This window comes from Microbacterium sp. LWH10-1.2 (assembly GCF_038397765.1).
GTDB lineage: Bacteria > Actinomycetota > Actinomycetes > Actinomycetales > Microbacteriaceae > Microbacterium > Microbacterium natoriense.
In genome coordinates, this window is record NZ_CP151638.1 from 303,003 (window position 1) to 322,029 (window position 19,027).

A 19,027-nucleotide genomic window follows, 5' to 3' on the forward strand; every position below is an offset into this window, starting at 1 on the left:
CCCCCGCCTACCCTCTTAGCATGCAGAGAACCGCGGCGAAGACGGCCTTCGCGAACGTCCTCGTCAACACGCTGATCGCCAACGTGACGACGAGCTTCCTCTGGTTCGCGCTGACGTTCTGGGTGTACATCGAGACGCAGTCCGTGCTCGCCACCGGCATCATCGGCGGCGCCTACATGCTCTTCATCGCCTTCTTCGCGATGATCTTCGGCACGATCGTCGATCGTCACCGCAAGCACACCGTGATGCTGCTGTCGAGCGTCGTCTCGGCCGCGGCCTTCCTGGTCGCCGGCATCCTCTACGTCTGGCAGGGCGAATCGGCGCTGCTCGACCTCGGCGGTCCGTGGTTCTGGGCGTTCTCGCTGGTGATCCTCTTCGGCGGGGTCATCGAGCAGCTCCGCAACATCGCCCTGTCGACGACCGTCACCCTGCTGGTCGACGAAGACAAGCGCGCCAACGCGAACGGCCTCGTCGGCACCGTGCAGGGCCTGGCCTTCCTCGTCACCAGCGTCTTCTCCGGGCTCTCGATCGGCTTCCTCGGCATGGGCTGGACCCTGGTGATCGCGATCGCCGCGATGGCGCTGACCTTCGTGCACCTGATGTTCATCCGCATCCCCGAGGGCACACCGGAGCCCGACCCGAACGCATCGAGCGCGCTCGACTTCCGCGGCAGCGTGCAGGCGATCAGGCTCGCACCCGGCCTGTTCGCGCTGATCATCTTCTCGACGTTCAACAACCTCATCGGCGGCGTCTACATGGCGCTCATGGATCCCTACGGCCTCACCCTCTTCGACGCGCAGACGTGGGGCTTCGCGCTGGCGTTCGCCTCGACGGGCTTCCTGGTCGGCGGAGGTCTCGTCGCGAAGTTCGGACTCGGACCGAAACCGATGCGCACCCTCCTGCTCATCGTCATCGCGATGGGTCTGCTCGGGGCCGTGTTCATGCTGCGGGAGTGGTGGCCGCTGTACGTCGTGGGCATGTGGGTCTACATGGCTATGGTGCCGCCGGCCGAGGCCGCGGAGCAGACCGTGATCCAGAAGGTCGTGCCGTTCGAGCGGCAGGGGCGGGTGTTCGGCGTCGCGGCGGCGATGGAGGCGGCCGCCGCCCCGATCACGGCCTTCCTCATCGCGCCGATCGCGGAGTTCCTGATCATCCCGTACATGAAGACCCCGGCCGGCGACGCGCAGTGGGGCTGGCTGCTCGGGCAGGGCGAGGCCCGCGGCATCGCCCTGATCTGCCTCTTCGCCGGGCTCATCATGGTCGTCGTGGGCGGTCTGGCCTTCCTCACGAAGTCCTACCGGCAGTTGACCGAGCTGTACGCCAACGCGCCGGCGCAGGAGATCCCCGGCGGAGAGGGCGACAGGGCGGCGGATGCCGACGACGACGCCTCGTCGACGGCTACTGACGTGACGGAGGATGCCGAATCGCGCGGGGTTCCCCGTTCGTCCGGGCCCGCGCTGATCGACCCGGTATCAGCTCGCGGTGGACGAGCAGGGGCGGACGGCAGGGAGGCGGCCGACGAGGGGCGCGATCGGTGAGCCCGCAGCACGCCGCGGGGCCGGGGGAGATCAGGATCGTCCCGGCGAATCAGGCCGGGTGGGATGACCTGCAGTCGATCCTCACGGGGTCGGCGGCGCGGTGCCAGTGCGAACGGCAACGCCTCGGTGACGGCGACTGGTGGAACATGCCCGTGGAGGAGCGGCGCGATCTGCTGAGGAGCGAGACGCACTGCGGGGATCCGCGTGCGACGGAGACGATCGGCCTCGTCGCCTACCTCGGCGACGAGGCGGTCGGCTGGTGCGCGGTCGATCGGCGCAGCGTCTACGGGCGACTCCGTGGATCGTCGGTGCCGTGGAAGGGCCGCGACGAGGACAAGAACGACGACGGCGTCTGGGCGATCGCGCGCCTCATCGTGCGACCGGGCTTCCGCCGCCGGGGTCTCACGTACCCCATGGTGGTCGCGGCGGTCGACCACGCCCGCGCGCAGGGCGCCACGGCGATCGAGGGATACCCCCTGCTCACAGGAGGCTCCACGGTCTCGTGGGGCGAGATGAACGTCGGCGCGGTCGGCCCATTCGCCGCGGCCGGATTCACCGAGGTCAGCCACCCGACGACCCGACGCGTCGTGATGCGGCTCGATCTCTGAGCGGCCGGATTCCACCCGCCGAGCGCCCGCGTCCGCAGCCGCCGTCAGGCGAGGTCGATCACGCGGTCGTTGAGCTCTGCGGCATCCGCATCCCACAGTGCGAGGACGGCGGTTGCGAGAGCGGCAGGGTCGAGCGCCTTGGCGCGGAACACGACGGATGCCGCACGCAGCGGCTCTTCGGCGTCGCGAGCCGCCTTCGCGAAGCCCTGCGCGACCGCCCGCGCCCACGCTTCACTTGCCGCCTTCACGGCCGCGTAGTTCGCCCCTCCGGCGAGCGGCCTGGCGACGGCCGTCGACGAGACGACGGCGAAGCGTCCGGCATCCGAGGTGCGCAGCGCGGCATCGAAGGCGCGGCTCGTGGCCCGCACCGCGAGCAGGGCGGGGAGAAGGGCGTCGAAGTCCTCATCGGACTGTCCTGCGAGCCCGCCGCCGCCGCGCCATCCGCCGACCAGCGGGAGCACCCCGTCGACGACGTCGAGGCGTGCGGCCAGCGAGGTCATCTCCTCCACGGAGGTCGCATCGGCGACCTCGACCTCGGCGCCGGCATCGGCGAGCGGCGCCAACCGCGACGCCGAGCGCCCGGTGGCGACGACCCGAGCTCCCGCCGTCAGGAGTGCGCGCGCGACGACGAGCCCCGCGTCGCTGGTGGCTCCGGCGAGGACGATGGTGCGACCGCTGACGCTCATGACGGGTTCCCCTTTCGACGGCATCCGATTCTCGGACGAACGCGCCCTTCTCGGACGATCCTCCCCGAATCATCCGATAAACGGGAGGGCGTCCGAGAAGGGCGCGTGTGATCAGTCGTCGGTGCCGCGGATGCCGACGGTCGACTCGATGACCGGCTTCATCTTCTTGTCGAGAGTCTCGAAGAACATCGACAGCGGGAACTCGTCGTCCATCACGGCGTCCGTGTAGCCCTTGGGGGCGCCGGCGAGGATCTCGTCGGAGAGCCCACGGGCCCACTGCGACGCCGGGTGCGGCGTGAGCGTGCCCCGGACGAGTTCGTACGCGGCCAGCCAGTGCGCGACCTTCGGGCGGTCGATCGAGTGCCAGTACAGGTCGTCGATCGCATCGCCCAGCGCCACGACGGCGTCGGGGACGTTGTCCCAGTCGAACGCGAGAGCGGTGTCGGTCCAGTGCAGCACGCCCCGCTGGTGCAGCCACGCGAACAGCAGCTGGCCGCCGACCGCGTCGTAGTTGCGGGTGCGGTTGCCGGTGATCGAGAAGCGGAAGATCCGGTCGAAGATCACGGCGTACTGCACGAGCCCGGCGTGGTCGTGCATCTCCCGCTCGGCCTCGGTCAGCTCCTCGCCGGCGGCGATGCGGGCCGCGAGGGCGCGCTCGATCTTCACCGACTCGCGGAACGCGGTCATGTCGCACCGCATCTCCTCCAGCGAGTAGAGGAAGAACGGCATCCGCTGCTTGATCATGAACGGATCGAACGGAAGGTCGCCCCGCATGTGCGTGCGGTCGTGGATGATGTCCCACATCACGAACGCGCGCTCGGTCAGCGCCTGGTCGTCGAGCATCGCCGCAGCGCGCTCCGGCAGGTCGAGGTTGGTGATCTCGGAGGCGGCGCGGGTGACCCGGCGGTAGCGGGCGGCCTCGCGGTCCTGGAAGATCGCACCCCACGTGAAGGAGGGGATCTCGCGCATCGCGACGGTCTCGGGGAACAGCACGGCCGAGTTCGTGTCGTAGCCGGGCGTGAAGTCGACGAGACGCAGCGAGACGAACAGCTTGTTGCCGTAGTCGCCCGCTTCGAGCGCCGCGATGAACTCCGGCCAGATCGTCTCGACGATGAGCGCCTCGACGAGGCGATCGCTCGACCCGTTCTGCGTGTACATCGGGAAGATCACGAGGTGGCGGATGCCGTCGACGCGGTGCTGCTGCGGCTGGAAGGCCACGAGCGAGTCGAGGAAGTCCGGCACGCCGAAGTCCTCGGAGGCCCAGCGGTCGAAGTCGACGATCGAGGCCGCGAGGTAGTCGGCGTCGTGCGGGAAGGCGGGAGCCAGGGCGCGGATGCCGGCGGTGATCGCGGCGACGAGCTCGCGTGCGACGCCGTGGTGCGCGGCATCCGGAATGGAGCCGTCCTTGATCTGGAGCGCGCGGATGGCGATCGCGGCGTCCTTGAGCTGCGCCCAGGCGGCGCTCTGCTCGGCGATCGTGGCGTCCTCGACGACCTCGGGTTCGCCGACGATGGCCTGTGCAGCGGAGCTGGTGGCGGAAATGATGGACATCGGGACCTCCGATCGGAGAATGTGGCGGAAAGATTCCGGCATATACGGAATCCTGACGATAATCTTACATCCATGGATGACTCTGTCGACCGCGCGATCCTCGCCGAGGTCTCTCGAGACGGCCGCGCCACGCTCTCCCAGCTGTCGGATGCCGTGGGCCTCTCGGTGTCGGCCGTGCAGTCGCGCCTGAAGCGCCTCGAGACGCGTGGCGTCATCACCGGCTACCGCGCGATCCTCGACCCGGAGCAGGCGGGCACGCCGCTCTCGGCCTTCATCGAGATCACCCCGCTCGACCCCGCGCAGCCCGACAACGCCCCCGAGCTGCTGGAGCACCTCGACGCGATCGAGGCCTGCCACTCCATCGCCGGAGACGCGAGCTACATGCTGTTCGTCCGGGTGGCCTCCCCCCGGGCGCTGGAAGGACTGGTCCGCGACATCCGCCTCGCCGCGAACGTGAGCACGCGCACCACGGTCGTGCTGCAGACCTACTACGAGCACCGGCCGATCATCCCCGTCGGCTCCGCGGACTGACCCGGTCGCCGCGGATCAGATCGCCGCGCCGATCATCGCCTCCCCGAGGGGCGTCCGCAGGTGCAGCATCCGGTTGCCCTCGCGCTCGCTGCCGATGAGCCCGGCGCCCCGGAGCACGGTGAGGTGGTGGGATGCCGTCGACACCGCGATGCCGGCACCCCTCGCCACCTGCGAGGTGGTGCGCGCGACTCCCGCGTGGAGCAGGATGTCGGCGCGCGCAGGACCCAGCAGGGCGCCGAGCGCGTCGGCCACCTCCGCCGCGTCGCGCGCCCAGCCCGCGGTGACGCCTCGCGCGGGGTAGTAGAGGGTCGGCTGGGCCGGCGGTTCGGTGAGCACCATGCAGCCCCACGACGACATCACCGATGGCACGAGCACGAGTCCGCCTCCGCGGCAGTCGACGTGCTCGCTGTGCCGTCGTAGCTGCACGCGCACGGCCCCTTCTCCCCAGCTCACCCGCGGGTGCAGATCTTCGGCCATGGCGGCGATGCCCGACGATGCGATGGTCCGCGACCGCACCGCGATGTCGGCGCGCAGCAGCCGCTCCAGCTGAGACCACACCGGCGCGAGCACGGCATCCCACACCTCCGGCCAGGCGTCGGCGATCATCGCCCGCGCCCGCGCTGGACGCTCCTGCATGTCTCTGAGCGCTCGCTGACGCGCCCCTGTCGACCGGTCGACCATCTTGCCGAAGTCCACGCGCATGCCGTCGAGGGGCGTCTGCCGCAGCGCCTCCCGCTCGGCGTCGGGCGTCAGATCCCACGCCGCGGCCGTCGTGAGGAAGTCGGGGAGGTAGCCGTCCTCGCCGATGACGACGGCGAGCAGTTCGAAGCTCCGGCGGGGGAGGCGCTCGCGCACCGCTCGGAGCCATCCCCACTGCAGCGGATGCTGCGCCGGGCGCAGCAGCACGCGCACGGCGTGGGCCAGCTCGTGCCCGGGGGAGATCCCGAAGCGCACGGCCTGGATGTCGCCGGGGCTCAGGTGGAACTCCACCCGGTGATCCGGATGCTCGACGCCTTCGATCGGAGCGGAGTTTCGATCCACATCGAAACTCTAGGCCGTGTCGGTGGGGGTGTCGAGACTGGACCCATGAACAGCGCACCGACGTCCGCAGGAATCGTCGCCGCGGCGGACATCCGCATCGGCACAGGTCGCAGCCGTCGCTTCGAGGGCGGCGAGCACGGCGCGGCCGTCTCGTACTTCTACGTGGAGAATCAGCCAGGACAGGGGCCGGGGCTGCACTGGCACCCCTACCCTGAGACCTGGGTGGTGCTCGAGGGCACCGCGCAGATCACCGTCGGCCACGAGACGCTGCTGGCGGTGGCGGGAGACACGGCCACCGGGCCCGCGTTCGTCCCGCACCGCTTCACCAACGTCGGCGAAGGAGTGCTGCGCATCATCGGCATCCACGCCTCGGCCACCATCATCCAGACGTTCCTCGACGAGGACTGACACACAGGAGAGCACATGTCGTTCCAGGCATACCTCGACAACATCGAGACCAAGACCGGCCTCACCCCCCGGCAGTTCATCGAACTGGCCACGGAGAAGGGATTCGGCCCCGAGACCAAGGCCACCCCGATCGTCGCCTGGCTGAAGGAGGAGTATCAGCTCGGCCAGGGTCACGCGATGGCCCTCGTGCACGTCATCACCAAGGGACCGCAGATCAGCGACAAGCACGTCGGCAAGGGCGGGGCCCACGGCGATGCGTCGGACACGCTGTGGCTCGACGGCAAGGACAGCAAGCCCGCACTCTGACCCCTCTACAAGGAGCACCGACATGGCCGTTCGCGCCGATCTGAACATCTCCCTCGACGGTTTCGCGACCACCACAGACCAGACGCCGGAGAACCCCTTCGGCGAGGACTGGGGTCGGCTCGTCGCCGCCTACACCGCCACCCGCACCTTCCGCGCCCGCGTGCTCGGCGACACCTCCGGGGAGGGCACGACAGGACTCGACGAGGACTACGCCGCCGCGTACTTCGAAGAGGTCGGCGCCGAGATCATGGGCGCCGGCATGTTCGGCCTGCACCAGCACGGCGACGACCCCGACTGGCGCGGATGGTGGGGAGACGAACCGCCGTTCCACGTGCCCGTGTTCGTGCTCACCCACACCCCGCGCGCCTCGATCGAGTTCGCGAACGGCACGGTCTTCCACTTCATCGAGGCGACCCCGCAGGAGGCGCTGGCGCGCGCGACCGAGGCCGCGGGCGACGGCGACGTCCGCATCGGCGGCGGCGCAGACGTGGTGCGGCAGTTCCTGCGGGCGGGGCTCATCGACCGGCTGCACGTGGCCGTCGCGCCCCTCGTGATCGGCAGTGGCGAACGCATCTGGGACGGCCTGCGCGGCATCGAGAACGACTACGCCGTCCGCAGCGAGGTCGCGGAGAGCGGCGTCACGCACGTCACCTTCACCCGTCGCTGAGCATCCGATCCTCCTCCGTGCGATCGCGCGGGCGAGGTCGCGCCGTCGCGGGCTCGCGTCGCGTCGCGTCTGTGCGGGCGCGGGTGCGGGCGGGGTCGCGTGGGCGCGGGCGGGGTCGCGTGTGCTCTCGTTCGGGAGGAGATATCACGTTCGGGAGGAGGATTCCGCGCGGATCCTCCTCCCGAACGTGAGTTCTCCTCCCGTCGGGAGTTTCCCCCCCTCGAACGTGAGTTCGCGTCGCGTCGCGTCGGGTCTGCGCGGGCAGGCACGTGGTCTCTGTGCGCGTGCTCGCGTGGTCGCGTGGTCGCGTGGTCGCGTGGTCGCGTGGTCGCGTCGCGTCTGCGCGGGCGCGGGCGTGGGCGTGGGCACGGGCGTGGGCGCGTGTGCTCGCGTTCGGGAGGAGATATCACGTTCGGGAGGAGGATTCCGCCCGGATTCTCCTCCCGAACGTGAGTTCTCCTCCCGTGGGGAGTCCCCCCCCGGTGGGGAGTTCTCCTCCCGAACGTGCGTTGTCCTCCCGTGGGGAGTCTCCCCCGGTGGGGAGTTCTCCTCCCGAACGTGAGTTCTCCTCCCGTGGGGAGTTCTCCTCCCGAACGTGAGTTCTCCTCCCGAACGTGAGTTCTCCTCCCGTGGGGGTTCTCCTCCCGAGGTGGCGCCGGCTCCTCGCCGGGGTGCGGCTTCGCGTCGTGTCTCGTCTCGCTCGACGGCGGGAAAAGGAGTGACCAGTAGGATTCCCTCCGTGGCAGCATCCTCGAATCGCAAGAAGAAGTCCCGTCGCGCTCCCGTCCGCACGAGCGGGAACCCGGCGAAGAAGCCCGTCGTCGAGCTCGGCCCGGTGACGGCATCCGACTGGATCGGCGCAGCCCGTCTGCGCACGCTGCCGCTCGCGATCGCGCCGGTCGTCATCGGCACCGGAGCTGCGCGCAGCACAGGACCGGAGTTCCACTGGGTCATCGCGCTGGCGTGCCTCGCGGTCGCGGTCTTCCTGCAGATCGGCGTGAACTTCACGAACGACTACAGCGACGGCATCCGCGGCACCGACGCGCACCGTGTCGGACCCGCACGCCTGACCGCCTCGGGCCGGGTGTCACCGCGCACCGTGCTGATCATCGGCCTCGTCTTCTTCGCTCTCGCGGCGGTCGTGGGTCTCGCGATCGTCATCCGCACGCAGCAGTGGTGGATGCTCGCCGTCGGAGCGGTCTGCATCGTCGCCGCGTGGTTCTACACCGGAGGAAAGCGCCCCTACGGCTACTTCGGCCTCGGCGAGGTGTTCGTGTTCGTGTTCTTCGGGCTCGTCGCCACACTCGGCACGACCTGGGTGCAGATCTTCGCGCTGCCGCAGCAGGCGTGGCTGGGTGCGGTGGCCGCTGGACTGTTCGCGTGCGCCGTGCTGCTCGCCAACAACCTCCGCGACATCGACCAGGATCGCCTCGTGGGCAAGCGCACCCTCACGGTGCTGATCGGCGCGCGGGCGACCCAGGTGCTCTACACCTTGTTCGTGCTCGCGCCGTTCGGCATCTCGACCTTCCTCGCGCTGCTCTTCCCGATCGCGTGGATCGCGCTGCTGGCACTGCTCGCCGCACTCCCGGCGCTCGTGATCGTGTGGACCTACCGCAAGCCCGGCGAACTCGTCATCGCCCTCGCCCTGACGTCGCTCGCGGCGCTCCTGTACGCGGGGGCGCTGTTCTGGGCCTTCGTCGGCTGACGCGCGTCTCAGCGGGGAGATCTCGCGTCTCAGTCGGGGAGACGTCGCGTCTCAGTCGGGGAGACGTCGCGTCTCAGCCGGGAGACCTCGCGTCTCAGTCGGGGAGACCTCGCGTCTCAGCGGGGAGACGACCTCGCGTTTCAACCGGGAGACCGGGCGTTTCAGCCACGAGACCGCGCGTCTCAGTCGGGAAGACCGCGCGTGTCACTCAGGAGACGAGGTTTCCTCCTCCTCCGTCGCTCGGATGCTCGACGGGGAGACGGTAGCCGAACTCCTCGCGGAGCGACGGCGCAGCGGCCCCGAGGCGCATCGCGAGAGAGAAGAGCGCGGCGAGCCCGAGCAGCAGGATGGCGGCCGTCACGACAGCAGGGGTGAGGTCCGGAGCGGTCAGGCCCAGCACGCCGGCGCCGATCAGCACCCACACCGCGGTGGCCGTGCGGAGGTCCGCGGCGAGCGCCGTCGTCGCTGCGGATGCTCGCCCCTGATCGGCGGCCGTCGCGACCCTGCCGGCGCGAACCCGCTGGAGGACACGACGCAACTGATCGATGCGAAGGGCTCCGAGGACGAGAAGCGCGAGCACGCAGAGCGGACCCACAGCGGCTCCGACGACCTGCGCCTGTGCGGAGACTCCCGTCGGCGGACGGAGCGAGAGGACGGCGCAGGCGAGGGCTGCCGGTGTCAGCACCATGAGGAGGGGCGTCGCAGCGCGATCCAGCGCGGAGCGCTCTCGGCGCTCCTGGGCGTCCACCCGCTTCTGAACGTCATCGTCGGCCACGCGCACTCTGGCTGGTCCCTGCTCGCCGAGCGCTGCGGTCGGGAGCCGGTCGGCCGCGACGCGGGCCCAGCGGCGGTCGGCGGCGAGCAGGACGAGCACGACAGGGATGCAGAGCGCGCCGATCACCAGCGAGACGGCGGCGATGAGGGGGAGTGCGTCGGCGGCGAGGAGGATGCCGCCCGTGCCGAGGGCGATCACGCCGATGGACGTGGTCGTGGCGACGGCGGCGACCCGCGGATCGCGCCCGATCGGTCCGCGCACTTCGACGGCGTTGCGCAGCTCGCGCGGGTCGGCTGTCCGCGCGTACATCCGGACGAGGGCGAGCTGTCGTGCGGTGGACGCGTAGCCCCACGTGATGAGAGACAGGGCGCCGCCCAGAACCGCGGCGAGGAGTGGGCCGCCGAACACCTCGATGAAGTCGGTCGGGGAGTCGGGGAAGACGAACCTGCCGAGGAGAGCCAGGAGCAGGAGCGTGCACAGGAGCAGGCCGCATCCGACGGCGGCGGCAGCGGAGAGGCCGACAAGAGCGTCGCCGATCAGCACGCCCGGGGTGGGTGGCAGCTCGCGGCCACGTCGGCGTCGTCCGTCTCCGAGAGGTCTGCGGCGTGAGGTCACGAGACCAGGCTCTCATGTGCGGACGCCGCACGAACCACGGGAAGCGGGCTCAGGACTCGGAGTCGAGTGCGTCGTCCTCGGCGTTCGCATCCGACTCGGCGCCGGTGGTGCGGGCCTGACGACGCTCGTGGAGGCGCGTCGAGGCGTCGGTGAGCGGCGTGCGCAGGAACAGCAGTGAGATGCTCACCCCGATGAGGGCGGAGAAGATCGCGGCGAGCCACCAGAACTCCCGGAAGATCGGGAAGAAGAACCAGAGGATCGCGAGCGGGACGAGGAACGCCAGCAGCCGCAGCACGGTGTAGACGATGATCGGTGCGGGCTTCACCCGTCCAGTCTACGTTCGCCGCGGGGGTGCTCGATCCCCAGGCGGGCGAAGGGGATGCCGCGCACCACGCGCCGCCAGGGGTGCTCGCCCAGCGACCACAGCATCCGCGCGTCCGGGTCGAGTGCGAGGTCCTGGCATCCCGCGGGCAGGGGCTGGGCGGCGCGGCGGAGTGCTCCGGCCGGTCCCGTCCACAGGGCACCGGGGCGCAGCTGGTCGGACTGCGACGCGAAGTAGGTGGCACCCCAGCGCACGGCTCCCTGGAGGTGCGGGATGCCGGGGGCGATGAGCCCGCCCTCGACGGCGGCGAAGCCGTCTCCCTCCTGCGCGGGCATGAGGAACTCGCCGATCCGGCCGTCTCCGCCGGTGCGGTACTCGCCGATGAGCACCCTCGGCAGCGGCTCGCCGTCGGCGTCGAACACGCGACCGAGGAACGAGCACCGCAGCGCCACAGGGTGGATCCTCGTGCGCACCGCGACGAGCGCGCTCCGCCGCAGAGACCCGGTCAGGCGTCGGGCGTCGGCGCCGCGCACGGTGCGGAGACGGGCGAGATCGAACTCCCAGATCCCCTGCATGGTGGCCGCGGCGAAGAGGCGGTCGCCGAACCACGCGAGACCGCCGACGTGGATGCGCGCGGGTTCCAGCTCTCCATCCGGACCCTCGATCACGAGGGCGACGTCGCGGTGCCGCGAGCGTTCGAGGTCGATGAAGGAGACGCGCGAGGCGAGGTGATGCCTGTCCCTGTCCTGACGGAACCAGCTGACCGCGAGGGTCCGTCGACCGTCCAGGATGCCGAGATCGACGCCCTGCGGATACCACCGGTTCGTCCACGCCCGCGCGGTGAGCCAGCGGAGATCCAACGTCTCGAGGGATCTCCGGCGCAGGGGTCTCCCCGAGGATCCGAGTGGTCGCGGCATCCCCCTATCGTGAGGGATCGACCTGGGAGCGGGCGGGCAGGACACCCCGTGTTCACCTCGACGTCGCCGGGCGGCAACGCTCGCGTGCCAGCATCCGTGGCACCATGCGCGCTCCCCTCGTCACCGTCATCCTCCCCGCCAAGGACGCCGGCCCGTACATCGCGACCACGCTGGAGACCCTCACGCGCCAGTTCGACGACCTCGCCGCGCTCAAGCTGGTCATGATCGACGACGGCTCCCGCGACGACACCGGGCAGCTCATGCGCCGCTACGCCGAGCGCTTCCCGCACTCCGCGGTGCTCACGAACCCGCGGCCGCAGGGTCTCGCGAGCGCGCGGAACCAGGGCCTCGCGCACGTCGAGGGCGAGGCCTTCTGCTTCGTCGACGGAGACGACTGGATGCAGCCGCACCGCCTCTCCGTGCTGGCGGAGCGGCTGAGGGAGCTGGACTGCGACTTCGTCCGCACCGACCACGTCACCGTCACCGGCGCCAAGCGGGCCCTGCACCGCGCCCCGCAGCCCTGGCGCGAGCGGGTGCTCTCGCCGCGCGACGCGATCCTCCCCGAGAACGAGCCGACCATGGTCGACTACCCCTTCGCGTGGGCGGGCATGTTCCACCGGCGCGTGCTCGATGCCGGCCTCGCCGCCTTCTCTCCCGGACTCTTCACGGCCGAGGACCGGCCGTGGATCTGGCGTCTGCACCTCGAAGCGGAGTCGTTCGCGGTGGTCGACGCTCCGGCGCTGCTGTACCGCCGCGGGGTCGCGACCTCCCTCACACAGATCCGCGATCGCCGCCAGCTCGACTTCGTGCGCGCGATGACGGAGGTGCTCGACGTGGTGGCGTCGGACCGGGATGCCGAGCGCTTCCTGCCCAAGGCGACGTGGACCGTGCTGGCGCTGAGCTCGCGGCATCTCGTGCGGTCACGGCGGATGACGAGTTCGCTGCGTGCGGAGATGCGCAGCGGCATCCTCGGTCTGCTGGAACGTCTTCCCGCCGACGACGTGGCGGGAGTGATCGGGCGGCTCGACGGGCCGCGGCGGCGGGTGCTGGCGCCCCTGCTGCGTCGGGTGGGGAGCGACGCATGACGCAGATCTTCGCGCTGCACAGCGCCTACGGGCTCGCCACCGCGGTCGCCGCGATCGACGCCGGACTGCTCGACGCGGATGGCCGGGCCGAACGGGTCCTCGTGCCGTTCACGTCGTCGCGGGTGCCCGAGACGATGGTCGGCATCGCCGCTGACCCCGCGCTGCGCTCGCTGCGGGAGCGGTTCGACCGCGTGGAGGACCTGGACGTGCTGCTCGGGGCCGCTCACCCCAGCGCGTGGAAGCCGAGGGAGGGCGACCTCCCGATGCTGGAGCGGCTGCTGCGTCGCGCCTGGAACCTCGATCCGCGCGGGCTCGAGCTGTTCGTGCAGAGCCCCCAGGTCGCGCCCGCGCGCACGCTGATGACGCTCTTCCCCGGCGCACGGATCACGATCATCGGCGACGGGCTCATGACCTACTCGCCGATGCGGGTCGCGCTGGGGCACACGGTGTCGGCGCGCATCGAGCGCGTGGTGCACGCCGATGTCGTGCAGGGGGTGCGGCCGCTCGTCGGGGCGCCGCACGCGGAGTTCGTCCCCGTGCCGGCGGCGCGGTTCCGCACGGTCTTCGAGGAGACCGCGGCGGGCGACGCCGCGGGACTCGACGACGGGATGCCGACCGTGCTCGTGCTCGGGCAGTACCTCTCCGCCCTCGGCCTCATGACGGCCGAGGAGGAGGTCGCGCTGCAGGCCGAGCTGATCGATCGTGCAGCGGCCTGGTCGCCCGAGCGGATCGTGTTCAAGCCGCATCCGTCGGCGCCACCCCTGCACACCGACGCGCTGCGGGCCCGCGCGGCATCCCTCGGCATCGCGTTCGCCGAGTACCGGGGGGCGCTCGCGGCCGAGATGCTCGCGGAGCGCCTCGACGTCCTCGCCGTCGTGGCCGGGTTCTCCACCGCCCTGCCGACCGTGCGCGCCCTGTTCGACCGGGAGATCGGCGCGGCCGGCACCGGCACCGTGCTGGCGAGGCTGACGCCGTTCGAGAACAGCAACCGCATCCCGGCGACCATCGTCGACGCCCTCACCCGGCCCGCATCGGGCTACGCCGATCCCGAGCGGCTGCAGCTGCTCATCGACGCCGTCGGGTACGCGATGCAGCCGGAGATCGCCGGTCACCTCCGCCCGCGCGCGGAGGAGCTGCTGCGGGGCATGGATGCCGTCGAACGCGACAGGTACTTCTCCGCCCAGCGGCTCACGGAGCTCCGGCTGCCGGGAGCCCCCGACGAGGGGACGCTGCGGCGGGTGCTGCGACCGGCCGGCGGGATCGGGCGCATGGAGGAATGGCGGTTGACGGCTCTCGGCGCGAGGCGGAGGGCCGGCAGGGCATGGAAGGCGATACGAGGACGATGACATCGACGGTGGCGATCATCCCCGCGCGGGGCGGATCGAAGCAGGTGCCGCGCAAGAACGTACAGCGCGTGGGCGGTGTCCCACTCGTGGCCAGGGCGGTGCATGCCGCGCTCGCGGCGGACAGCATCGACCTCGTCGTGGTGTCGACCGACGACGAGGAGATCGCGGCGATCGGCGCAGCGGCCGGTGCGCGGATCGTGCGCCGCCCCGCCGAGCTCTCCGGTGACACGGCGACCTCCGAGAGCGCGATCCTGCACGCGCTCGACGAACTCGCGGCGGACGGGATCGAGACGGGGGTCGTCGCGTTCCTGCAGGCGACGTCGCCGTTCATCCCCGCCGAGGCCCTCTCCGACGCCGTCGCGCAGGTCGCCGAAGGGCGCGCAGACAGCATGTTCTCGGCCTACGAGACCTACGGCTTCCTCTGGAGGAGGGATGCCGACGGCAGTGCTGCCGCGATCAATCACGACGCCGCGCGCCGACCCCTCAGGCAGGACCGGGAGCCGCACTACCTCGAGACCGGGGCCTTCTACGTGTTCTCGGCCGCGGGCTTCCGCGAGAGCCGGCACCGCTTCTTCGGCCGCACCGCGATCGCAGAGGTTCCGGAGTGGACCGCGATCGAGATCGACGACGAGCAGCAGCTGCGCATCGCGCGCTCTCTGGCGGCGCTGCACGAGCAGCGGCATCCGATCCCGGTGAAGGCCGTCGTCACCGACTTCGACGGCGTGCACACCGACGACACCGCGATCATCGACGCCGACGGCGGGGAGCGCGTGCAGGTGAGTCGCGAGGACGGCATGGGCGTCGCTCTCCTGCGAGCCGCGGGGGTGCCGATGCTGATCCTCTCCACCGAGGTGAACCCCGTCGTGCGGGCACGCGCCGAGAAGCTGCGCGTGCCGGTGCTGCACGGCATCGACGACAAGGAGACGGCGCTGCGCGGCTGGGCCGCGGAACAGGGCCTCGATCTCGCGGACGTCGCCTACCTCGGCAACGACGTGAACGACCTCCCCGCACTGCGCATCGTCGGGTGGCCCGTCGCGGTCGCGAACGCGCACCCGCTCGTCATCGAGGCGGCGCGGGTGGTGCTGTCGCGCGAGGGCGGACGGGGAGCTGTTCGCGAACTGGTCGAACGCGTGTTGTCCAGCTGACGTGCGCCGGTAACCCGGGTGTTGGGCGCAGTTCACCGTCGGCGCGTACCCAGGAGAGAAGGCATTCGCAGACCGGAGGAATCATGACTGTCAGCATCGGATCGCACGTCATCGGAGGCGGTCGTCCCGCCTACGTCATCGCGGAGATCGGCCTGAACCACAACGGCGACGTCGACATCGCGAAGAAGCTCATCGACGTGGCGGCGCGCGCGGGGGCGGATGCCGTGAAGTTCCAGAAGCGCACGCCCGAGATCTCCACCCCCGAGCACATGCGTGACGTGCCGCGCGAGACGCCGTGGGGCACCATGAGCTACCTCGACTACCGCCGCCGGGTCGAGTTCGGCCGCGACGAGTACATCGAGATCGGCGACCACGCCACGATGCTGGGTCTCGACTGGTTCGCCTCGCCGTGGGATGTGCCCAGCGTCGCGTTCCTCGAAGACCTGGGCGTCGTCGCCCACAAGGTCGCCTCGGCCAGCCTCACCGACACCGAGCTGCTGATCGCGCTGCGCGAGACCGGCAAGCCCGTCATCCTCTCCACCGGCATGTCGACGATCGAGCAGATCGACCGCGCCCTGGACACGCTCGGCACCGACCGGGTCGTGCTCATGCACGCGACCTCGACGTATCCCCTCGAGCCGGAGGAGGCGAACCTGCGGGTGATCTCGACCCTCCGCGACCGCTACGCCGGCGTGCCGGTCGGATACTCGGGCCACGAGCGCGGCCTGCAGATCTCCCTCGCCGCCGTCGCCCTCGGCGCCGTCGCGGTCGAACGCCACATCACGCTGGACCGCACCATGTGGGGCTCCGACCACGCGGCATCCCTCGAACCCACGGGTCTCGAGCACCTGGTGCGCGACATCCGCGTGATCGAGAAGGCCCTCGGCGACGGCGTCAAGCGCGTCTTCGACAGCGAGCGCGCGCCCATGGCGAAGCTGCGTCGCATCCCGGCATGAGCACCGGGCTGCGGGTCGTCGCGATCGCGGACGCCGACTCGTTCGTGAAGTGGTCGGCGTCGCTGCTCGGCGCCGTCCCCGGCATTCGACCGCATCTGCTGCTGGTGAAGACCCCGCTGACCGCGAGCGCCGCCCAGGAGCGCACGGCGCTCGCGGGCGCAGGGCTCGATCCGAGCGCCGTGTCGCGGGTGATGTTCCGCGAGACGGCGCCGTGGCTCGAGGCGCAGCGCCCCGACGTCGTGCTGCTCGCCGGCCGGGGTCCGTTCGTGCGGCTGATGGGGCGGATGATCGACGGCCTGCGGCACCGCCCCGTGACGGTGGCGGGTCTTCCGGGGATGGCGATCCCCGCGCAGCGCGGAGCCCTGGACTATCGCCGCCACGTCGACCTCCTGGTGGTGCACTCGCATCGGGAGGAGCGGGCGTTCGCCGAACTGGGCGGCCGCATCGGCGTCGACGTGCCGACCGCGCTCGCGACGCTCCCCTTCGCGAGGACGCGGGCGCGGATGCTGTCGCCCGCCGTCGCGCGCGCCAGGGCGGAGCGCGGGGTCCTGGTCGACGAGAAGCCGACGTCTTCGGCGCCCGCTCTCGCGAAGGCCGCGGCGACCGACATCGTCTTCGCGGCGCAGGCGCTCGTGCCGGCGGATCGGGAGGAGCGCGCCGAGATCGCCGCGACGCTGGTGCGGGCGGCGAAGGCCGATCCCGGTCGACGCGTGGTCGTGAAGCTGCGGTCGCGGCCGGGCGAGGTGGAGACGCACCTGGAGCGCGACGCGTACACCGAGCTGCTCGGCGAGCGCCGCCCCGACAACCTCGTGTTCTCGTACGACTCCATGGCCGCCGCGCTCTCGACCGCCGCGGGGCTCGTCACGGTGAGCTCCACCGCCGCGATCGAGGCCGTGGCCCAGGGCGTCCCGGTCATCGCTCTCGACAGCTTCGGGGTGAGCAAGTCGCTGCTGAACACCGTGTTCGTCGGCAGCGGGCTGCTCGGCGGGCGGAGCGAGGTCGTCGCAGGGCGGTTCCGGCATCCGCATCCCGACTGGCTGCGCGACAACTACTTCCATCCCGAGATCGAGTCCACGTGGTGGGAGCGGGTCGAGGAGCTCGTCGTGCGGCGTCGAGAGGGCTCGCTCCCCGCGCGACGTGTCCCTGCGGCGCGCGGTGGTGCGCTGCACGAGGCCTGGCACCGGGCGAGCGTGCTGGGCCGCGACGACCGCACTCTCGCCGGACGGGTCGCGCTGGCGGTCGGAGTGCCCGCCACACGAGCGCTCGCCGCGGTGCGCCGACGTCGTCAGCCTGCGGGTCTGGGCACGTGGGGCGATGCGGGCACCGACTTCACGCTCGAGCCGAACCCGTTCCACGACTCGATCCGTCGGTAGCGGATCGACTTCCGCGACCGGTCAACGGCCGATGACGGCGGCGATCTGTCGTCTGATGTCGTCGGCGAGGTCGTCGATGCTGCGTGTCGCGTTCACCGTGGCGGCCATCGTGAGGAACATGATCGCCGACACGACTCGCGCCTGGGTCGTCGCCCGCGCCTCCGCATCGACCATGCCCCGGCTGAGGATGCGGGCGACCGCGTCTTCCGTTGATCCCACGATCGCGAGGGCCTCGGCGTGGCGTTCGTCGTCCACGCTTCCGAAGACCATTTCGCGGAGGTAGGTTCGTCCGTTGTCGATCTGGACGCGGTTGCATTCGATGATCGGTCGAAGGAGCGCCATCACCGCATCGAGCGCATCTGTCATCGCCTCGGCGGCGTGCCGGCCCTTCTCGAGCGCCTCGGCGTAGTGCGCGTTCTGCACGAGCAGCAGCAGCTCGCCTTTCGTCTTCGCGTAGAGGAACACGGTGCCGGTGCCGACGTCCGCCTTCTCGGCGATCTGCTGGGTGGTCACGTCGTCGACGCCGTACTCGGCGAAGAGCGCAGCGGCGGCCGCCGTGATCCGCTCCAGCTTCTGCTGCTTGTTGCGCTCACGACGCCCTGCGGATGCGAGCTGGGCCGACATGTGATCCTCTCGGAATAGAAACTGAGTGCACTCAGTTATGAGTGGAGTCGCTCACGCGCACTCACCATCATCACCCATTGTCCCCACAGAAGAGAGATCTGCTCATGCCCACACTCAACGGCGCCGTCGTCCTCATCACCGGAGCGAACGGCGGGATCGGCACCCGTTTCGTCGAACAGGCGCTCGCGCGTGGGGCGGCCAAGGTGTACGCCACCGCCCGCACCCCGCGGGAGTGGACGGATCCCCGCGTGGTTCCTCTGGTCCTCGATGTGACCGATCCCGCATCGATCCGTGCGGTCGTCGAGGCGGCGCCCGACGTGACCGTGCTCGTCAACAACGCCGGTGCATCCGTGCCCACCGCCGGCATCCTCTCCCATTCCGATGAGGACATCCGCCGCAACGTCGAGACGAACTTCCTCGGCCCGCTCTTCCTCGCTCGTGCGTATGCGCCCCTCCTCTCCGGACGGCCCGGTGCTGCGATCATCGACATCCACTCGGCACTCGCGTGGTACGCGGTCGGAGGCATCTACAGCGCCACCAAGGCCGCGCTGTGGTCGGCGACCAACTCCCTTCGACTGGAACTCGCTCCGGCCGGTGTCCACGTCGTGGGGGTGCACGTCGGGTACGTCGACACGGCGATGGCCGCTCACGTCTCCGACCCGAAGACGGACCCCGCCGCGCTCGTGGCCGCGGTTCTCGATGCCACCGAGCGCGACGAGTACGAGGTTCTCGCCGACGACACCTCCGTGCAGCTGAAGGCGGGTCTCAGCGCGCCGCTCGAAGCGGTGTACCCGCAGCTTCGCACCACGACGATCTGACCCGGCTCAG

20 protein-coding genes are annotated in these 19,027 nt (G+C 70.7%); 13 read left to right on the forward strand and 7 right to left on the reverse strand.

Annotation, left to right across the window (positions count from 1 at the left end; translation table 11 throughout):
* Positions 1 to 20 precede the first annotated feature (20 nt).
* Complete coding sequence (locus tag MRBLWH10_RS01270) at positions 21 to 1,538, forward strand: MFS transporter (protein WP_341941359.1); 1,518 nt, start codon at positions 21 to 23, stop codon at positions 1,536 to 1,538.
* On the forward strand, positions 1,535 to 2,146 hold the full coding sequence (locus MRBLWH10_RS01275; protein WP_341941360.1) for a GNAT family N-acetyltransferase: 612 nt from the start codon (positions 1,535 to 1,537) through the stop codon (positions 2,144 to 2,146). The genes MRBLWH10_RS01270 and MRBLWH10_RS01275 overlap by 4 nt, the downstream gene beginning before the upstream one ends.
* Positions 2,147 to 2,190: 44 nt before the next feature.
* On the opposite strand, the gene MRBLWH10_RS01280 is transcribed toward MRBLWH10_RS01275, so the two are convergent.
* Together MRBLWH10_RS01280 and MRBLWH10_RS01285 are read right to left on the reverse strand one after the other, a co-directional pair.
* Complete coding sequence (locus tag MRBLWH10_RS01280) at positions 2,191 to 2,832, reverse strand: SDR family oxidoreductase (protein ID WP_223585928.1); 642 nt, start codon at positions 2,830 to 2,832, stop codon at positions 2,191 to 2,193.
* 111 nt (positions 2,833 to 2,943) lie between these two features.
* A complete protein-coding gene (locus MRBLWH10_RS01285) occupies positions 2,944 to 4,383 on the reverse strand; it encodes a DUF6421 family protein (RefSeq protein WP_341941361.1) in 1,440 nt (479 codons plus the stop codon).
* A 72-nt stretch (positions 4,384 to 4,455) separates the two neighbouring features.
* Here MRBLWH10_RS01285 and MRBLWH10_RS01290 point away from each other — a divergent pair, with 72 nt between their 5' ends.
* On the forward strand, positions 4,456 to 4,914 hold the full coding sequence (locus MRBLWH10_RS01290) for an Lrp/AsnC family transcriptional regulator (RefSeq protein ID WP_105672814.1): 459 nt from the start codon (positions 4,456 to 4,458) through the stop codon (positions 4,912 to 4,914).
* A gap of 15 nt (positions 4,915 to 4,929) precedes the next feature.
* On the opposite strand, the gene MRBLWH10_RS01295 is transcribed toward MRBLWH10_RS01290, so the two are convergent.
* Positions 4,930 to 5,955 (reverse strand): DUF5937 family protein, encoded by a 1,026-nt coding sequence (locus MRBLWH10_RS01295; RefSeq protein ID WP_341941362.1) that lies wholly within the window; start codon positions 5,953 to 5,955, stop codon positions 4,930 to 4,932.
* 45 nt (positions 5,956 to 6,000) lie between these two features.
* Between MRBLWH10_RS01295 and MRBLWH10_RS01300 the strand changes: the two genes are divergently transcribed.
* From MRBLWH10_RS01300 to MRBLWH10_RS01315, 4 genes are all read left to right on the forward strand, one after another.
* The gene (locus MRBLWH10_RS01300) at positions 6,001 to 6,363 is read left to right on the forward strand and encodes a cupin domain-containing protein (RefSeq protein WP_341941363.1); all 363 of its coding nucleotides are present in this window, start codon (positions 6,001 to 6,003) and stop codon (positions 6,361 to 6,363) included.
* Positions 6,364 to 6,378: 15 nt separating this feature from the next.
* A complete protein-coding gene (locus MRBLWH10_RS01305; protein ID WP_105672811.1) occupies positions 6,379 to 6,669 on the forward strand; it encodes a DUF4287 domain-containing protein in 291 nt (96 codons plus the stop codon).
* Between the two features lie 22 nt (positions 6,670 to 6,691).
* Positions 6,692 to 7,336, forward strand: coding sequence for a dihydrofolate reductase family protein (locus MRBLWH10_RS01310; RefSeq protein WP_341941364.1), 645 nt, complete (start codon positions 6,692 to 6,694; stop codon positions 7,334 to 7,336).
* Positions 7,337 to 8,075: 739 nt separating this feature from the next.
* Positions 8,076 to 9,041, forward strand: a complete 966-nt coding sequence (locus tag MRBLWH10_RS01315; protein ID WP_341941365.1) for a 1,4-dihydroxy-2-naphthoate polyprenyltransferase — start codon at positions 8,076 to 8,078, stop codon at positions 9,039 to 9,041.
* A gap of 208 nt (positions 9,042 to 9,249) precedes the next feature.
* Here the strand turns inward: MRBLWH10_RS01315 and MRBLWH10_RS01320 are convergent, their stop codons facing one another.
* The 3 genes from MRBLWH10_RS01320 to MRBLWH10_RS01330 are packed head-to-tail and all read right to left on the reverse strand — an operon-like array spanning position 9,250 to position 11,670.
* Entirely contained in the window at positions 9,250 to 10,431 is a 1,182-nt protein-coding gene (locus MRBLWH10_RS01320; protein ID WP_341941366.1) for a hypothetical protein, read from the reverse strand.
* A 49-nt stretch (positions 10,432 to 10,480) separates the two neighbouring features.
* Positions 10,481 to 10,756, reverse strand: coding sequence for a DUF4229 domain-containing protein (locus MRBLWH10_RS01325; protein WP_341941367.1), 276 nt, complete (start codon positions 10,754 to 10,756; stop codon positions 10,481 to 10,483).
* On the reverse strand, positions 10,753 to 11,670 hold the full coding sequence (locus tag MRBLWH10_RS01330; protein WP_341941368.1) for a hypothetical protein: 918 nt from the start codon (positions 11,668 to 11,670) through the stop codon (positions 10,753 to 10,755). Before MRBLWH10_RS01330 ends, MRBLWH10_RS01325 begins: the two co-directional genes overlap by 4 nt.
* Positions 11,671 to 11,774: 104 nt before the next feature.
* Here MRBLWH10_RS01330 and MRBLWH10_RS01335 point away from each other — a divergent pair, with 104 nt between their 5' ends.
* The 5 genes from MRBLWH10_RS01335 (at position 11,775) to MRBLWH10_RS01355 (ending at position 17,575) form a co-directional block, all read left to right on the forward strand.
* A complete protein-coding gene (locus tag MRBLWH10_RS01335; RefSeq protein ID WP_341941370.1) occupies positions 11,775 to 12,755 on the forward strand; it encodes a glycosyltransferase family 2 protein in 981 nt (326 codons plus the stop codon).
* On the forward strand, positions 12,752 to 14,101 hold the full coding sequence (locus tag MRBLWH10_RS01340) for a polysialyltransferase family glycosyltransferase (RefSeq protein WP_341941371.1): 1,350 nt from the start codon (positions 12,752 to 12,754) through the stop codon (positions 14,099 to 14,101). Before MRBLWH10_RS01335 ends, MRBLWH10_RS01340 begins: the two co-directional genes overlap by 4 nt.
* Positions 14,098 to 15,246 (forward strand): acylneuraminate cytidylyltransferase, encoded by a 1,149-nt coding sequence (locus MRBLWH10_RS01345; RefSeq protein ID WP_341941372.1) that lies wholly within the window; start codon positions 14,098 to 14,100, stop codon positions 15,244 to 15,246. The genes MRBLWH10_RS01340 and MRBLWH10_RS01345 overlap by 4 nt, the downstream gene beginning before the upstream one ends.
* 83 nt (positions 15,247 to 15,329) lie before the next feature.
* Positions 15,330 to 16,202 carry an N-acetylneuraminate synthase family protein gene (locus MRBLWH10_RS01350; RefSeq protein WP_341941373.1) on the forward strand — a complete coding sequence of 291 codons (873 nt, stop codon included), beginning with the start codon at positions 15,330 to 15,332 and terminating at the stop codon, positions 16,200 to 16,202.
* Positions 16,199 to 17,575, forward strand: a complete 1,377-nt coding sequence (locus tag MRBLWH10_RS01355; RefSeq protein ID WP_341941374.1) for a DUF6716 putative glycosyltransferase — start codon at positions 16,199 to 16,201, stop codon at positions 17,573 to 17,575. The genes MRBLWH10_RS01350 and MRBLWH10_RS01355 overlap by 4 nt, the downstream gene beginning before the upstream one ends.
* Before the next feature lie 21 nt (positions 17,576 to 17,596).
* Here the strand turns inward: MRBLWH10_RS01355 and MRBLWH10_RS01360 are convergent, their stop codons facing one another.
* Positions 17,597 to 18,199, reverse strand: a complete 603-nt coding sequence (locus MRBLWH10_RS01360; protein ID WP_341941375.1) for a TetR/AcrR family transcriptional regulator — start codon at positions 18,197 to 18,199, stop codon at positions 17,597 to 17,599.
* Between the two features lie 104 nt (positions 18,200 to 18,303).
* Here MRBLWH10_RS01360 and MRBLWH10_RS01365 point away from each other — a divergent pair, with 104 nt between their 5' ends.
* A complete protein-coding gene (locus tag MRBLWH10_RS01365; RefSeq protein ID WP_341941376.1) occupies positions 18,304 to 19,017 on the forward strand; it encodes an SDR family oxidoreductase in 714 nt (237 codons plus the stop codon).
* Positions 19,018 to 19,027 lie beyond the last annotated feature (10 nt).

Coding starts and splice junctions, on each gene's coding strand:
- MRBLWH10_RS01270 (WP_341941359.1), top strand. CDS start 21: ATGCAGAGAACCGCGGCGAAGACGGCCTTCGCGAACGTCCTCGTCAAC.
- MRBLWH10_RS01280 (WP_223585928.1), bottom strand. CDS start 2,832: ATGAGCGTCAGCGGTCGCACCATCGTCCTCGCCGGAGCCACCAGCGAC.
- MRBLWH10_RS01285 (WP_341941361.1), bottom strand. CDS start 4,383: ATGTCCATCATTTCCGCCACCAGCTCCGCTGCACAGGCCATCGTCGGC.
- MRBLWH10_RS01290 (WP_105672814.1), top strand. CDS start 4,456: ATGGATGACTCTGTCGACCGCGCGATCCTCGCCGAGGTCTCTCGAGAC.
- MRBLWH10_RS01300 (WP_341941363.1), top strand. CDS start 6,001: ATGAACAGCGCACCGACGTCCGCAGGAATCGTCGCCGCGGCGGACATC.
- MRBLWH10_RS01305 (WP_105672811.1), top strand. CDS start 6,379: ATGTCGTTCCAGGCATACCTCGACAACATCGAGACCAAGACCGGCCTC.
- MRBLWH10_RS01310 (WP_341941364.1), top strand. CDS start 6,692: ATGGCCGTTCGCGCCGATCTGAACATCTCCCTCGACGGTTTCGCGACC.
- MRBLWH10_RS01330 (WP_341941368.1), bottom strand. CDS start 11,670: ATGCCGCGACCACTCGGATCCTCGGGGAGACCCCTGCGCCGGAGATCC.
- MRBLWH10_RS01335 (WP_341941370.1), top strand. CDS start 11,775: ATGCGCGCTCCCCTCGTCACCGTCATCCTCCCCGCCAAGGACGCCGGC.
- MRBLWH10_RS01340 (WP_341941371.1), top strand. CDS start 12,752: ATGACGCAGATCTTCGCGCTGCACAGCGCCTACGGGCTCGCCACCGCG.
- MRBLWH10_RS01345 (WP_341941372.1), top strand. CDS start 14,098: ATGACATCGACGGTGGCGATCATCCCCGCGCGGGGCGGATCGAAGCAG.
- MRBLWH10_RS01350 (WP_341941373.1), top strand. CDS start 15,330: ATGACTGTCAGCATCGGATCGCACGTCATCGGAGGCGGTCGTCCCGCC.
- MRBLWH10_RS01355 (WP_341941374.1), top strand. CDS start 16,199: ATGAGCACCGGGCTGCGGGTCGTCGCGATCGCGGACGCCGACTCGTTC.
- MRBLWH10_RS01360 (WP_341941375.1), bottom strand. CDS start 18,199: ATGTCGGCCCAGCTCGCATCCGCAGGGCGTCGTGAGCGCAACAAGCAG.
- MRBLWH10_RS01365 (WP_341941376.1), top strand. CDS start 18,304: ATGCCCACACTCAACGGCGCCGTCGTCCTCATCACCGGAGCGAACGGC.